Origin of the sequence: Marinobacter sp. MIT930201 (assembly GCF_047122665.1) — a bacterium.
GTDB lineage: Bacteria > Pseudomonadota > Gammaproteobacteria > Pseudomonadales > Oleiphilaceae > Marinobacter > Marinobacter salarius.
Genome location: NZ_CP138916.1, coordinates 3,562,840 through 3,578,173, shown reverse-complemented (window position 1 = coordinate 3,578,173; position 15,334 = coordinate 3,562,840). Strand labels below are relative to the sequence as shown.

At 57.5% G+C, this 15,334-nt stretch carries 10 protein-coding genes; 6 read left to right on the top strand and 4 right to left on the bottom strand.

The window, feature by feature from the left end; genetic code table 11:
- The first annotated feature begins 31 nt into the window (after nt 1-31).
- The 6 genes from SIC19_RS16300 (at nt 32) to SIC19_RS16275 (ending at nt 7,567) form a co-directional block, all read left to right on the top strand.
- The gene (locus SIC19_RS16300; RefSeq protein ID WP_412535539.1) at nt 32-2,392 is read left to right on the top strand and encodes a response regulator; all 2,361 of its coding nucleotides are present in this window, start codon (nt 32-34) and stop codon (nt 2,390-2,392) included.
- A gap of 20 nt (nt 2,393-2,412) precedes the next feature.
- Nucleotides 2,413-2,601, top strand: a complete 189-nt coding sequence (yacG, locus tag SIC19_RS16295; RefSeq protein ID WP_036209919.1) for a DNA gyrase inhibitor YacG — start codon at nt 2,413-2,415, stop codon at nt 2,599-2,601.
- Between the two features lie 101 nt (nt 2,602-2,702).
- Nucleotides 2,703-3,257, top strand: coding sequence for a YfaZ family outer membrane protein (locus SIC19_RS16290; protein ID WP_075196493.1), 555 nt, complete (start codon nt 2,703-2,705; stop codon nt 3,255-3,257).
- A 153-nt stretch (nt 3,258-3,410) separates the two neighbouring features.
- Entirely contained in the window at nt 3,411-5,615 is a 2,205-nt protein-coding gene (locus SIC19_RS16285; RefSeq protein ID WP_412535537.1) for a hypothetical protein, read from the top strand.
- A gap of 78 nt (nt 5,616-5,693) precedes the next feature.
- Nucleotides 5,694-6,620: a glucosaminidase domain-containing protein gene (locus tag SIC19_RS16280; RefSeq protein ID WP_412535536.1), complete on the top strand. Its 927-nt coding sequence runs from the start codon at nt 5,694-5,696 to the stop codon at nt 6,618-6,620.
- Nucleotides 6,621-6,670: 50 nt separating this feature from the next.
- Nucleotides 6,671-7,567, top strand: a complete 897-nt coding sequence (locus SIC19_RS16275; protein WP_199448746.1) for an acyltransferase — start codon at nt 6,671-6,673, stop codon at nt 7,565-7,567.
- A 22-nt stretch (nt 7,568-7,589) separates the two neighbouring features.
- Here SIC19_RS16275 and SIC19_RS16270 read toward each other — a convergent pair whose 3' ends face one another.
- The 4 genes from SIC19_RS16270 to SIC19_RS16255 form a co-directional block, all read right to left on the bottom strand.
- Nucleotides 7,590-10,286, bottom strand: a complete 2,697-nt coding sequence (locus SIC19_RS16270; protein ID WP_412535535.1) for a LuxR C-terminal-related transcriptional regulator — start codon at nt 10,284-10,286, stop codon at nt 7,590-7,592.
- A gap of 294 nt (nt 10,287-10,580) precedes the next feature.
- Entirely contained in the window at nt 10,581-11,942 is a 1,362-nt protein-coding gene (locus SIC19_RS16265) for a DUF1329 domain-containing protein (RefSeq protein ID WP_036209909.1), read from the bottom strand.
- A 33-nt stretch (nt 11,943-11,975) separates the two neighbouring features.
- Complete coding sequence (locus tag SIC19_RS16260; RefSeq protein ID WP_412535534.1) at nt 11,976-13,877, bottom strand: DUF1302 domain-containing protein; 1,902 nt, start codon at nt 13,875-13,877, stop codon at nt 11,976-11,978.
- A gap of 242 nt (nt 13,878-14,119) precedes the next feature.
- Nucleotides 14,120-15,304 (bottom strand): thiolase family protein, encoded by a 1,185-nt coding sequence (locus tag SIC19_RS16255; RefSeq protein ID WP_412535533.1) that lies wholly within the window; start codon nt 15,302-15,304, stop codon nt 14,120-14,122.
- Nucleotides 15,305-15,334: the final 30 nt, after the last annotated feature.

Genomic DNA, 15,334 nt, shown 5'->3' with positions numbered 1-15,334 from the left:
CTGCAGATCGGTTGATTTTTCGACACAGGGAATGCGTGCCTTGCCTCCGATCCGGTTATTCAGACGAATAGGTGTACGGCCACTGGCTGCCAGGCTGCTGGTATATGTTCTGTTGTTCAGCCTGATCCTGTCGCTGGCTGCCACCGGCGTTCAGATGATTGGCGAGTTTGAGCGCAGAACCGAAGAGTTGCGCAGCACCCAGGAACGCGCTGCGGAACTGGTTGCCGGCAGTATGAGCAACAACCTCTGGTTGATGAACTATAGCGAGGTTGCCAACAGCCTGGATGACATGCGCGCCATTCCGGTTATCCAGCATGCCCGGGTGATCACAGCCGCTGGCGAGGAGTTCAACACGGGCACCTATCCGGATGGCCGGGTGATCAGCCAATCCTTCCCCCTGGTGTTCAATCGCGCGTCCTTCAATAACCCGGAAGCCATGGGCACCTTGACGGTGACGTCGTCTGTGGAAACCGTCTACAACGAGTTGATGGACCGGGCGCTGCTCACACTGCTGTTCCAGTCGATGATCGTGATGCTGGGCACTCTCGGGCTTCTGGTCATTGTTCGGCTCACCCTTTCCCGTCATCTGGAATCGATTGCCGACTACGCCGCCCGGCTTAACCTGGACGCATTGATTGAACCGCTGAGGCTCCGCCGCAAGCCCCCAAAGCGGGGTGACGAACTGAGTGAGCTGGAACAGGCGCTGAACACCATGCGCCTGCAGCTGCTGGAAGACACCCGCTCCCTGCGCCAGACCTCCATCCAATCCCAGGATGAACGAGATCAAGCCGTGCGGGCAAACCATGCCAAGAATCAGTTCCTGGCCAACGTCAGCCATGAGTTGCGCATTCCGCTACAATCGGTGCTGGGCTACGCTAATCTCCTGTCAGATACCCCCCTCGATCAGGACCAGCGGGAATATGTCCACACCCTGCTCAACGCTTCGGAGGGGTTGTCGGCCATTATCAATGACCTGCTGGACATCTCCAGTATGGAAGCCGGCAAGCTGGTACTGGATGACATTCCCTTTGACCTTCGCGACACCCTGAATGATCTGGTGCACATGCTGGGCGCACGGGCTCGGGAAAAGGGTCTGGCGCTGGAACTGCGAATTGACGAGAACCTGCCCTGGGCCCTGAAAGGGGATCCGGTACGGCTGAGGCAGATTCTGCTCAACATGACATCCAACGCCATCAAGTTTACCGACTCCGGGCACGTGCTGATCAGCATCGAGGTGCTGGGTCGGCGGGATAACAACGTACGACTTCGGGTGGCGGTTGAAGACACGGGCGTGGGGATCAACCCCGAGGACATACCGCTGGTGTACGAGCCCTACGTTCAGCTCGGTCAGCGTTTCCAGCGACAATTGCCGGGTGCAGGCCTGGGCCTGACCATTTGTCGCCAGCTGGTTCAGTTGATGGACGGCTCACTGGACCTTGAGAGTAAACCCGGCGAGGGCTCCACCTTCTGGATGGAGCTCAGCCTGCAGGTTGCGCCAGAGAGCGCCGCCCGCGGTCGACCGGATACCAGCATGATCCGCGGGCGGCACATTCTGGTGGTGGACTCTTATGAACTGTCCCGCAAGATTACCCTGGAAATGCTTTCACGCCACGAGTTGGATATCGAAGCGGTAAAATCCGCCGGCGAGGCACTGACCTCATTGCGGTTGGCCTCGGACAACCACAAGCCCTTTGATGCCTTGGTGCTGGACGGGTTTGTACCGGATATGGACAGTGACCTGTTGTGCCGACAGATCCGTAGCAACCCGGAATGGGGCCATACACGGCTATTGATTCTGTCGTCCAACCCCCAGCGGGGGGATGCAGAGCACTTCCGGCAGGCCGGCGCCGATGCCTTCCTGAGCAAGTCCCTGCGGGAATCGTGCCTGACCCCTATCCTGCACCAACTGTTTTCGGATTCCGTCCGTAACGAACGTCGCTTCCTGACCCGGTTTTCCCTGCAAGCCGTCAGTGACAATACCCGCCGCCAGGAATTACCCTGCGGCCGCATGAAAGTTCTGTTGGTGGAAGATAACCCGGTCAACCGCACCCTCACCCGCCGGCTGCTGGAAAAGTTGGGCTGTGATGTGATGACGGCGAATGACGGCGAAGCCGCCTCCAGTCTCTGGCAATGGCACCCCTTTGATTTGATTTTCATGGATTGTGTGATGCCCCGGGTGGATGGTTTCGAGGCCACTCGCCGCCTGCGCCAATGGGAGAAGGACCACAACCGTAATCGGGTACCTGTGGTGGCGCTGACTGCAAGCGCTATGGAAAAGGATGAAGAGCGCTGCCGCGAGGCAGGCATGGACTCGTTTGTTGCCAAGCCGGTCAATATTGAAATGTTGCGGGCGGTTCTGGAACAATACTGCCAATCCTCCGCATCCACCTGAATACCCGACACAAGGCCACCATGAACGTAGAATGTCCCACCTGTAAAAAGTCCGCGGAATGGAATGAGAATAACCCGTTTCGCCCTTTCTGCTCCGAACGCTGTAAACTGATTGATCTGGGCGCCTGGGCCAATGAGGAATATCGTGTTCCCGCAGAAAATGCATCCCCCGACGATCTGGATCAGGGCGGCGACACAACCACCCATTGATCGCCCGCATTAACCCGCCCTTAACCCGTTTTAAGTTGAGCCACTTGGGCCGGACCGTTAACATTCCGGCGGTTACATTCAAACATTAAGAAGGTCGAAGAATGAAAGCGTCCCGAATTCCCCTTATCGTTCTGTCACTTGCGGCAGCACCTGTATACGCCTCCGATGTGGACCTGAGCCTGACCAACGACTCGGTCAAGGGCCAGGTCAACTTCTTCGGCACCAATTCCGACATCCAGGTCGGCACCGGCTATACCTATCACGAAGGCAGCCGTCACATCGGCAACGTGGATTTCCACGCCCAGGGCCGCACGGCCATTGGCAACCTGCCCACCACAGCGGGCATTGGTGTTCGCGCCTTCGGATGGGATGATGATCGGCTGGACGGCGGCGCCGTGGCTCTCGGCGGCTTTGCCACCGTAAACGTACCCAACGCACCAGGTCTGTCGTTCACCGGCGGGCTTCACTACGCGCCCAGCATCCTTGCCTTTGGCGATTCCGATGACCTCACCAGCCTTGAGCTTCGCGGCAGCTACCGTGTTATCCGCAACGCCGAGTTATTTGCCGGTTACCGCTACCTGAATACCGACTTTGACGGTCGTGGTGACCTGAACCTGGATGAAGGCGTCATGGCCGGTATGAAGATCTTCTTCTGATCAGGTCCTGATCCCGCAGGATAACCCTGCCCGCCACTATCAGGGCGGGGTTACCACTCCCCATTTCGTGCCCTTCCTCACTCTTTGTGCCTTGCCAACTTGATAGACTTCTGGCTCACGCTCCGGGAACGTTTATCAGGCATGGACAACCCTATGTTTCAACTAGCTGCGCGGGCATTTACCGCTGCTTTCACCCTATCCACAATCACCTTGGTGGCCGGCTGCGACGGTAGCGGCGACGCGAACGACGACGTGGCGGGCCGGGGAAACAGCTTCCCGCCGGCCAAGAATGCCAACGACGACTTTACGTCCGGCTCTACCGGTGACTCCAGCAACGCCTCCGGCCTGGCCCGAAATGAAGTGCGGATTACCATGGAGGTTCCGGAAGCCGTTGCCCCGGGCGGAGAGTTGACCCGCCGCAACCTGCGTATCGTGGAGCCAGAGACCATCCGGGTTTACCAGACTGACCAAACCCTTCGCGAACTCGGCTCCGTAGACACCCGGTCCCGCCGGGAAGACAGCGGGCGAACTGTTATTCGCTTTGAAGATGGGCTACCAATAGGGCCGGACGTGGTGATCGAGGCCACCTATGGCAACAGCCGCATGCGGGCACTGGCAGCGGACGCGGACCGGGACGTGAAGGTGAATCCGTTCTCGGAATACCTAGTGGCCAATTCGCTGGACAGTTACAGCTCTGGTGAGTTCTCCCAGATCATGGACTGTGTGAACGATGCCAACAGCACCCTTTGTTTGAATAAGTATGTGTGGGCCACCCTCGCCGATCAGGTTCATGACTTTGAGATCAATATCCCCGGCAATCTTGATGTCGATGGGACGCTCGCTCTGCTAGAGGAACGGGGAGATTTCGCCCGATATGTGGACGCTATGGCCGATTATGCACTATTGGGAGAAAGCTCCTCTGGCAAGATAGAAGCCAGCGCCGCGAATTACCATTCGGTGTTCTGGGGCGTCGAATTGGGGCAAACGTTTCTCGAGTCCAGCATTGCCGGCTCCGGCCAATGGGGCGTGCGGATCGCCCGCGAGGAAACCACTACCGACCAGAACGGTGGTACCGGCTATGTTTACCCGGGCATGACGCTAACCTCCCTCGACGCCTTCAACATTCGGGCCACTTCCCTTGCCAGCGACATCCCCTATGACCGCCGGGCCCTGATTCACGCCGATGGCAATGAGTTCTTCGACCGCCCGGCCTGGGATCTGAACACCCATTCCTCATCCCCCGGCGCTGCCACCGTGGAGGACGAAATCCGCCTGTTGGCGGGCCGGGCTCTCTATCAGAGCATCACTGGCCGAGGCAGCTCAAAGATCATCGGCTGGACCCGAAACCCTTATTTCCTGAATGCCTACGTCGGCGGAGGCACCGAGCAGCCTGACCGCGTCCTCAGCGGTTATTTCAGTGCCGGTAAAGCCATTGAACTGCGCTCCGAAAGCGGCGAGCTGAAACGCGAACGCACGCTGGAAGATCATTACCTGTCGGTGTTTGAAATGAACCTGCTTCGGGAAGAGGGGTTCGAGCGGCAAACATTGGACGGCCGAGACTATAACGTTGTTTACCTTTCCACCCGCATGGGGGATGAGTCCGAGCCCTTCGTGGTGGAGGCCGGCGTTGGAGACTGGCAGATCAGTGGCCCATACGTCACCCAGACCATGGCAACCACCACCCTGCGCAGGGGCAACACAGGCGCTGTCAGTGTTGCCGTGCCCGCGGACAACCCGGGCCAACGGGATGCCAACTGGGTCATCAGTGAACGCCAGTCGCGGGCCTATGACCCAAACACCGGCAACCGTATTGTCAGTAACGGCCGCCTTAATCTGGACCGGAACGACGCCGCCGGCCTGGATGAGAAACCGGATGTCGCCGTTGGTGCGTCAACACCAGACGGCTCCCTGATGGCCTTCAACCTGGATACCAGCGCCATCGGTAATGGGCTCCTGGTGGCGGCCGAGCGGGCCAATACCTCGCCACCCACCCAGGGGCGTTACCGGCTTCAGGGTGCGGGCCTGGGCATGGCGCAATCCAGCAACCGGCTGGCGCATGTCGACAACGCTCTGCTGGTGATCGAATCCTCCGGCAGCGCCCGCCTGGAAGGCCGAAGGCTCGATGTTGTCCACCAGGTTGATGCCGAATCCGTGTCCGCCCCGCAGGCACAGTCTCCGGGGGCGATCTCCCTGTCCTATAGCGCTAACAACAGTGGGTCGGCAACGTTTAACGCAGGTAGCCTGACGCTGGACGGCTTTTTCACCAGCGACCAGGAGCAGTTTTTCCTGCAGCTCAGGCAGACAGACGGCCAGGAAGAGGTGCTCGGATTGGTGATGGCGACACGCTTACCTGAATAGAGGGCACCAAACCACCCGGGCGACGCCCACGTATAACCTGTTATAATTGCTGTCATATCGATTGTAACGAGAGGTTTTATGTCTTCAGGTATCCGGGCTCTGTGGCTGATTGTTCCGATAGTGGTTTTTGGTGTCTGGGGCACACTGCACACGCCAGACCCTGACCATGATCGCGACAACGAAGACTCGGATATTGCGCTGGCCGAGCTGCCGTCGCTCCCTGATTGGTCACAAGCCAACTTGCCGGATTTTTCCGCTTATCGTGATACCACCGAGAAGAAAGCGGCGTTTTTCTCGTTTCTTTATCCGCGCATTGTGCTGGCAAACTCTCGTGTTCTGATCGAACGCGAGTACCTGGACAGCCTTGCTGGCAAGGACAAACTCAGTAAATCGGAACTGACCTGGCTGAAAAACCAGGCCGAGCGCCTGAGGGTGGATGAAGAGCCGGCCAGCGAAGACATGTTCCGGCGCCTGCGGAACCGTCTGGATGTGATTCCTCCGTCTTTGGTGCTGGCGCAAGCGGCCAATGAATCCGCCTGGGGCACCTCCCGTTTTGCCCGGAGAGGCAACAACCTGTTCGGACAATGGTGCTTCTCCAAAGGCTGCGGCCTGGTGCCCCGGGGCCGCGTTGAAGGCGCCAGCCATGAGGTGGCGAGCTTTTCCTCACCGTACCTGTCCGTGCGCTCCTACATCCAGAACCTGAATCGCCACCCCACCTACCAGCCACTCAGGGACATTCGCCTGAAAGCCCATAACCGTGGTGAATTGGCCAACGGTGCCAGGCTTGCTGCCGGCCTGTTGGGGTATTCCGAACGCGGTGAGGACTATGTGGAGGAGATCCGAAGCATGATCCGCTACAACAACCTGGATTATTTCGACGAGGAATTCCAGGCGATTGTTCAGGAAACGGATTCCAGACAACTCTCGGAGTTGGCTGCGGCGAAACAGGCAGAGGCACTCTTGCCAGGCGCCACCGGCGCTGATGAAACCAGTGGCGAAGGCTAACCCCCGCCATTACAACACCAAGCTGAATCGTATTCCGGAGTCATCCGTCAATGTCCAGGTTCTTGCCCGCACCCGTCAAAGGTGTGCTCGCAGTGCTTTGTATTGTTCTTAACACCCTTTGGCTATTCCCGATCCTGATGGTGTTTGCGGTAATCAAGTTGCTGGTTCCGACGCCTTCGGTTCGCAAAGGCTGCACCATCGTTCTGAACCGCATCGCGTGGTTCTGGATTGGCTTCAACAATGTGCTGGCTGACGTGCTTCACAACATCAAGTGGGATGTCCGCGGCGCTGAGGGCCTGAGCCGCGAACACTGGTACTTCGTCACCTGCAACCATCAGAGCTGGGCCGACATTCCCGCCATCCAGCACGTGTTGAACAGCCGCATTCCGCTGCTGAAATTTTTCCTGAAACAGCAGTTGATCTGGGTCCCCTTGCTGGGCGTGGCCTGGTGGGCGCTGGATTTCCCTTTCATGCAGCGCCACACCAAGGAGCAGATTGCCCGCCGCCCGGAACTGAAGGGCAAGGACGTGGAAGCCACTCGAGCCGCCTGTGAGAAGTTCCGGTATACACCGGTGACCATTTTCAACTTCATGGAAGGTACACGGCTCACACCGGCCAAACACCAAAGTCAGAATTCGCCCTACAAACACCTGCTGAGGCCTCGCGCAGGGGGTACAGCCTTTGTACTGGAAGCCATGGGGGAGTCCCTGCACACCATGCTGGATGTGACCATCGTGTATCCGGATGGCAAATCCGGCATCTGGGATTACCTGTGCGGGCGAATCCAACGGATTGTGGTTGATATTCGAACGCGGGAAATTCCACACCGTTTCCTGGGCATGGACTACGAAAACAACCGTGAAACACGGGCGGACTTCCAGCGTTGGGTAAGCCAGGTATGGGAAGAAAAGGATGCGCTTATAGACGAACTGAAGCGTTCAGCCTGAGTGCTGGGCTGTAGCGTGCCCGCTACAGCAGCCCCAATTCGCGGGCACGGACGATGGCCTGCGTGCGTGACTTCACCTCAAGCTTGGCGTTGATACGACGAGCATGGGTTTTGACCGTGTGCAAGGAGATGTGAAGGCGGTCAGCAATGTCCTGGTTCGACAACCCCTGGGCAATCAGCTCAAGCACCCCCTGCTCCCGGTCGCTGATGGGTTCAGCCAGAGACGCATGCTCTTTCATGTCGGTGAGACCGTACAGCCTTCCTATTGCGCCGACAAATGGTGTATCCGGCAGTTGGGGCCAGGTTTTCTCAAGCAGCTCCTGAAGCTCTCCCCTCAGCTCCGCGAAGGGGCTGATGTAGTGCTCCTCTCCTGCCATGGCTATAGTGGCGGTCAGTATTTTCTGGGCAGCGGAAGGGCCTTTCTGGCGCCAGCTAAGGACACTTTCCAGCAGCCTGGAATATAAGTCCAAACCGAAAGGCAATGTCTCGCCGCCGTTGTCCCGAATGTTCCTGACGGTTTCAGCGGCCTTGATGTCATCCCCCCGCGCCAGTTCGATCCTCGCCTGCAGGCATTGCAGCATGCCGGGCATCATCGGGAACATTTCCGGCACGCAATTCACGTCCCGCCATGGCTTGAGCCGCTCCATAGCCTGTGCCGCCGTGTCTGTCTGACCCAATGCCAGCCAGCCGCTGATTTTCAGAGCCTCAAGCACAGGCACATAGACGGACTCGTCGACCTGCCACGACTGCATGGTTCGCTCGGCACGACCAATCCAGGCGAACGCATCGTCCATCCGATTCTGGGTGCGACAAATCAACACCCTCAGCGCCATGGCCAGCAGCAACCCAAGATCGCGGGTTTGCTCTGCATGGCGGATACAGGTCACCAAGAGGCGGTCTGCTTCCGCCTGCCGTCCCTGGTGCCAAAGCACCATCACCAGATTTAGCTGTAGGCGTGTTTCGCCAACACGTGCGGGCCGCGATGACTCGTTCATGGCGGTATCCAGACCGGTGCGCAGCAGTTGCTCTGCGTGCTTCAACGATCCCTTACCCAGCTCGATCCGCGCGTGGGCATAGACTGCCAGAACTTCCGAACCAGCGTCTCCAGCCTCTCGAGCCAGCCTTGCGGCAATGCGGTTGGCCTCCCGGGCATCGCCAAATTTGCCGGCGGCGCATAGCGCACTGGAACGAACCAGCTGCGTCACCAGCTGGCCCTGAGTAGACAACTCCTCCGCCTGCAGAGCTCTGTCTGCGACCATCAGGGCCTCATCAACACTGCCCTCGCCGCGGAGAATAAAAGCCCTGAGCGCATCGACCCGGCCAGCAAGTTCGGGACGCTCGCCATTATCGAGATCGTTGATCAACATTCTTGCCTGCCTGAACTGACCACCGATGGAATGGACCCAACCGTAGACAATCTTCAGGCGCGCGCTTTTCTCCAGCAGCCCCGACGGCAATGACCGGCGAAGCCGAAGCAATGACGCGGTATCCTGCCCAATCAGCAAGGCCTCTGAGCCTTCAGAGGCTATCCGGACCGACTCCTCAAGACTACCGCTGACCAACGCATAACGCAGTGCCTCGGGAAACTGATGACGGTCACTAAACCAGCGACTGGCTTTCAGGGCACGCTCCTGCGCCCCGTCAAGGGCAGGTGTCTGTAACCAGTCATGGAGCAAAGGGTTCAAGCGGAACCAACGCCCACGGCCCGGTAATGGACGCAGCGGGACACCACTTTCCGACGCTGCCGAGGGCCGAAAAGCGTGGTCACAGCCGGCATCGGCCAATGCCAGAAACAGCTCGTCCGAGACGATCTCCATTTCCGCAATAATTCGAAGCGAACGCTGCTGACCAGGCGTTAGGTGAATTAGCACGGCATCCCTGAGAAACCGCTCAACACTGAAGGTCTCCTGGATCGGCAATCGTGATTCCGGTGTGGAGTCCAATTCCCTATGATACAGCCCCAAAGGCGTAATCCACCCCTCTGTCAGCGAATAAAGGTGCTCCACTGCAACCGTGGTCAGTTGAGTACGGTTGACCACGGCGTGAAAGAATTCGAAGGTTTCCAACCGTGTCAGCTCAAGCGAATCAGCACCGATTCTGTGGAATCGACCTTCCAGTTCGAACGTGTGGGTCTCAAATGGTAACGGCCTTCTGGACACCATAACCAGGGCCAGACCAGAAGGAATGTTTTCAATGAGCTGCTGAAGCAGAGCTATGGCAGTTGGGTTGGCGACCGTGCCTACGTTATCAACCACGAGCACGTTGTCGCCATTAGGGGCGCTCCAGTAAGGATCAGACAATAGCAGGGCAAGCGCATCCATATTACTGGAGGCTTTCTGTTGTCCGGACGGACGGGAAGTGGCGTCGGGTGGTATCAGCGCAATTTCAAGCAAGGCCAACAGACGCCCGGCATCGTTTTCCTGTCCGGTCAGGCCCAGCCACCGGAGGGTGTCGGGGCTACGGGCGGTTTCACGGAACGCCGCACTCAGGGCGTGGGTTTTTCCATAACCGGACGGCGCCTCCAGCAACAGGGCAGAGCCCGGTGTTATTGCAGCGGTCAGTTTCTCGGTCAACGCCGGCCTTTTGAGATAATTCGGAACGGGCTCCGGCATCCGTATCCGTTGGCGCAACAAGTCCCTGATCAACTCACCACGATGACTACCGCCTAATGTTGACTGGAACTCATCGTTGGCCGCACAGCCATCATCGAATGGTTTCACTCTTTGCCCCGTTGAAAGCCCGGAATCTATGAGCCTGGTGGGCCCTTACTCCGGCAAATGTGATCTCTGCTTTGTTGTTGCTGCGGCGCCCTGCATCGGGTTCGCCTTTAGTATTAGTAGAGAGAGGTTAAACCAAATCAGGGGTAGGCTGCAAAACTTTGACGGGGAGGTGACGAAACACCGGCAGGTTTCCAACAATCGGGGAAAATCAAAGGCTTTAAATAAAAACGGCGGGCTTTGAGCCCGCCGTTTTTACTTCACCCGGGATTAACTAACTACCCGGATCATGACAACTTACCGTGTCCCCGCACGACGCAGAGCAGCGGGCGTGTAGTCACGTGACCTTCGGTCAACACCGAACTCATACGGGTTGGACTCTTCGTTGGTCAACCCCAGGACCAGATACCGGCCAGACAGCAGGTCGTAAAGAGTTTCAATGGCGTACCAGGGCACGATCTGATCGTAGAACTGCATGCTGTGCGCTTCAGCCACACGCCACAGTTCTCCACGGCCATCGTAGTGATCGATCACCGCTGCCTGCCATGTGTCTTCGTCAATGTAGAAGTCACGCTGGGCGTAGATATGACGCTCACCATCCTTCAGGGTGGCACGCACGTGCCAGACACGATGCAGCTCATAACGGGTCAGATTCTGGTTGATATGACCGGCCTTGATGATCTCGTCATAGTCCAGGCTACGGTCGACCAGCTTGTAGGAATTGTACGGGATGTACATTTCCTTCTTTCCAACCAGTTCCCAGTTGTAACGATCAGGCGCACCGTTGAACATATCGAAGTTGTCGGAGGTACGCATGCCGTCTGAAGCGGTACCAGGGCCGTCATAAGCTACCTGCGGTGCGCGACGAACCCGGCGCTGACCGGCATTGTATACCCATGCACGACGCGGTTCTTCAACCTGGTCAATAGTCTCGTGAACCAGCAGGACGTTACCGGCCAGTCGCGCAGGCGCAGTAATGGCCTGCTTGAAGTAGAACAGTACGTTCGGGTCCTGCCCCGCCTCGTAATCTTCCAGATAGGTTTTCCACGTCAGTTCGTCCTGGAATTTCACAACGCTGAAAGCGCCGTCTTCTGTCGGAGTGACCTGCCCAACGTTACGCTGGACCGAACCGCCACGGTAACGGGTGATGTGGTTCCAGATGACTTCCAGACCATTCTGAGGAATCGGGAATGGCGTGGCCGTCTGGTAATTACCCAGGCCGTTACCGTCTTTGATCAGTTCCACTGTCGTGGCGTTGTCAACGGTATCCTCCATGACCTGTTCCGGGTATGCGGCGGAACGGTGAGTCTCGTACACCGGCATGACGTAATCGTCATAACGCTTGATCATTGCGACCTGTCCCGGGGACAGGTTTTCCGCATACTGGTCAACGTTGCTCTGGTTGATGGTGAACTTTGGCTCTTCGTTCGGGAACGGGTTCACATAGATACCATCGTTTTTATACCCGGCAGGAGGCGTCGTCAGACCGCCATCCCAGGCCGGAATTGCGCCCCCGTTACCCGCTTTCTCAGCACCCATTGGCGTGAGCGAGTCACCGAGCTTGGCCGCTTCCTGTGCGGAAACCGCGCCAAAGGCGTTACCCGCAATCAACGTTGCGGACAGAATGCCAGTGGCCAATAGCTTCTTGTTCAGTTTCATTTAAATTACCTCGTTAAACGAATTCAGGCCGAATCAGAATGAGTAGGAAACGCTCGCACTCACGAAATCACGGTCGGTCAACTCGTTATACGGCTTGCCACCGAAAAAGTTTGTGTAACCGATATTACCGGTTATACGGTTCTGGTATTCAGCCTGCAATGACAGACCAATGGCCTTGTTGCCTTCGCTGAAGTTACCGCCCGGAGAAGGCGCGTAACCCTGCACATCGTGGCTCCAGGCCAGTTGTGGTGAAAGGTTAATGCCAGAGAACGCGTTCAGGTAGCTCCACACCAGACGGGTACGGTAGCCCCAGGAAAAGGACGTGGTAAAGCCCTCGTTATTACAATAGTTGGTATTGATGTTGGCGCCTGCCTCACAGAAATCACCCGTGAAGTTGGAGCCGTCCACCGGCAACGTACCGATACCGAAGGTGCCTGAGCGACCGTAACGGGCTTCATCTTCGTCCGGAAGATCGTGAACGTAGGTGGCACCAAATTCAGTGATCAGGGACAGGCGGCTTGCTCCCATGACCTGGTCGAAGAACTTGATCAGCGTGAACTGCGCCTGGGAAACATTGAACCGGTCGTAGCCGTCAACAGGCTTTCCAGCCAGGTTGGCTCCACCGGATTCTTCGAGCCGCTGTTTTTCCAGCTTGCTTAGAATTTCCCCGTTTGGACCACGCTGCTGCAAACCACCAAAGATCAGCTCAAATGCGTTCCACTGGAGCGGAACGTTATCACGGAAGCTGTATTCAGCACCCAGAGACCAACCACCCGGGGTCGTGGTGTTGATACTGATACCATAGAGATTGATGTTTTCGGGATACTCAATAAAGTAGCTCGGAAACGTGGAGTTCGGCTCATTCGGATCGTTCTGTTGGCTGCCGCTGGGTGAAGACGGGTTGTTCACCAGACCACTGACATACGGCAGACGGCTGTTGTACTTGATGTAGTAGAAACCAAGCTCTGAATCGTTCAGGGCCGGCACATACCAGCGCAACGCGACACCAAACTGGTCTTTGGAATCTGCCTCACGGTCCGCAAGACGAGGAGCGACGAACCCCTGTGCCGCCGCTTGAGAATCAGGCAACTGACCTGCTAGCAAAACTGGACCACAACCGTCAGCAGCGAAGTCGTTTGTGGAAAAGAACGTGCCGCAATCGTCTGGGCGAACCGGCTCCCAGTCAGCTTGCACAAACGCTTCAACAGTCACGTTTTCCGTGATACCCGCCGAGGCGTAGAACATTTCAACAGGCAACAGCGCATCCTTCAGTTCGGAGCCTGGTGCCCGGAAGGCAGGTACGTCAACCGGGTTAATGGTATTGATGCCGCCCTGGATGAAGGTACTTTCACCCCAGCTCAACACCTGCTTGCCGTAGCGGAGACTGACCGGGACATCACCAAAGTACCAGTCCGAGAATACGTAGGCATCAAGGATTTCACCGCCAGAGGCATTTTTTTTGGCCTCTTCGTTCAACTCTCGACGCTGACCAACAGGATCAACCGCTCTGCTCTCATCCTTCAACTCGAAGTCATACCAGTAACGCCCCCGCACAAAGCCACCGACCCGGGTAAGCGTATCGTTATCCACATCGTAGCTGAGAAACAGTTCGCTGTTACCCTTGACGATCTTGGAGTAGGTATCCCCTTTCTCGAAGTTGAGGTTACCGTCGTCATAGTTGTTGGTAGAAGCACCGATGTTGGCCAAGGGCTGACCGGGAGCGTATTCAGGCCCCAGGTTACCCTGGGCAATCAACCTTCTGTCCTGTGACTCGGTTCGCCAGCCAACGCCCGCCGACAGCGTCGTGTTGAAAGAGGCTTCCACATCCCCCACGTAAAATGAATAGGCAGCTGCCTGCCCGGATACTCCGGCTGCAACTGCTACGGCCAGCGGCAATTTAGTCCACTGCTGCCATTGATGTGTTTTTCTTGTCATTGGAAGGCTACTCCATTGTTGTTCTGAGTCGCTGCTCTGATTATTGGTGTTCACGATGTTTGGAGGCTTCATGCACAGTGCTCGTGATGTTGGCACTATAGCTAACGCCATCGAACGCTTTGATCAGTCAAAAGTATGATTTTACGATTAAGCCTCTCTCTATTACGCCCCTCTCTGCGGCAGACTTCCCTCGCACTGAGTCACTATAGTCAACAAATTTGGATGCAACCAGCCGGCACAAATCACAGCATTTCAATAGCCATCGCCGTTGCCTCACCACCGCCGATACACAGTGCTGCAACACCCTTCTTCTTGCCGTAGTGATTGAGGGAGTGCATCAGCGTCACCAGCAGGCGGGAGCCGGTGGAGCCAACCGGGTGGCCCTGAGCGCAGGCGCCGCCGTGGATGTTGACTTTCTCGGGGTCCAGGCCGAGCTCGCGGATGGGCATCATGGCGACCATGGCGAAGGCTTCGTTAATCTCGAACAGGTCCACGTCGTCCTTTGTCCAGCCGGTTTTGGCGAACAGGGTTTCGATGGCACCGACCGGCGCGCAGGTGAACTCCGACGGATGCTGGGACTGGGTGCTGTGGGCAACGATCCGGGCGAGCGGTTTGAGGCCGCGCTTTTCGGCTTCGGATTCACGCATCAGTACCAGTGCGGAGGCGCCGTCGGATATCGAGGAGGCATTGGCGGCGGTGACGGTGCCGTCTTTCGCAAAGGCCGGGCGCAAGCTCGGGATCTTCTCGATGTTGGCGTTGTGGGGCTGCTCGTCGTCCTCAACCACCACTTCGCCTTTTCGGGTCTTGACGGTGACGGGAATGATTTCGTCTTTCAGCAGGCCTTCTTCAATGGCTTTCTTGGCCCGGGTCAGGGAGGTGATGGCGTACTCGTCCATCTCTTCCCGGGTGTAGCCTTTCTTGTCGGCCATTTCCTGGGCGAAGGCGCCCATCAACCGACCGGTTTCCGCATCTTCAAGCCCGTCCAGGAACATGTGGTCCTGTGGCGCCTGCCCGGGCCCCATGCGGTAGCCACTGCGGGCACCCTGCAGGATGTAAGGCGCATTCGACATGCTTTCCATGCCACCAGCCACCATGATGTCGTTAGTACCGGCCTTGATCACATCGTGGGCAAACATGGCGGCTTTCATCCCGGAACCGCAAAGCTTGTTGATCGTGGTAGCGCCGGTGCTATCGGGAAGTCCGGCCTGACGCATGGCCTGTCGTGCAGGCCCCTGTTTGAGGCCTGCGGGCAGCACGTTGCCCATAATGACTTCTTGAACGTCGGCCGGCTGCAACCCGGCACGGCGAATCGCCTCGGCAATGCTGATGGCGCCAAGCTCCGGCGCTGAAACGGCGGCCAGACTGCCCTGGAATCCACCCATGGGGGTGCGTACACCGCTGACGATGACGACGTTGTCTGTGCTCATATTGGGATCTCTCTCGTATTGACAGGTTGT

Coding starts and splice junctions, on each gene's coding strand:
- yacG (WP_036209919.1), top strand. CDS start 2,413: ATGAACGTAGAATGTCCCACCTGTAAAAAGTCCGCGGAATGGAATGAG.
- SIC19_RS16300 (WP_412535539.1), top strand. CDS start 32: ATGCGTGCCTTGCCTCCGATCCGGTTATTCAGACGAATAGGTGTACGG.
- SIC19_RS16285 (WP_412535537.1), top strand. CDS start 3,411: ATGTTTCAACTAGCTGCGCGGGCATTTACCGCTGCTTTCACCCTATCC.
- SIC19_RS16265 (WP_036209909.1), bottom strand. CDS start 11,942: ATGAAACTGAACAAGAAGCTATTGGCCACTGGCATTCTGTCCGCAACG.
- SIC19_RS16275 (WP_199448746.1), top strand. CDS start 6,671: ATGTCCAGGTTCTTGCCCGCACCCGTCAAAGGTGTGCTCGCAGTGCTT.
- SIC19_RS16255 (WP_412535533.1), bottom strand. CDS start 15,304: ATGAGCACAGACAACGTCGTCATCGTCAGCGGTGTACGCACCCCCATG.
- SIC19_RS16260 (WP_412535534.1), bottom strand. CDS start 13,877: ATGACAAGAAAAACACATCAATGGCAGCAGTGGACTAAATTGCCGCTG.
- SIC19_RS16290 (WP_075196493.1), top strand. CDS start 2,703: ATGAAAGCGTCCCGAATTCCCCTTATCGTTCTGTCACTTGCGGCAGCA.
- SIC19_RS16280 (WP_412535536.1), top strand. CDS start 5,694: ATGTCTTCAGGTATCCGGGCTCTGTGGCTGATTGTTCCGATAGTGGTT.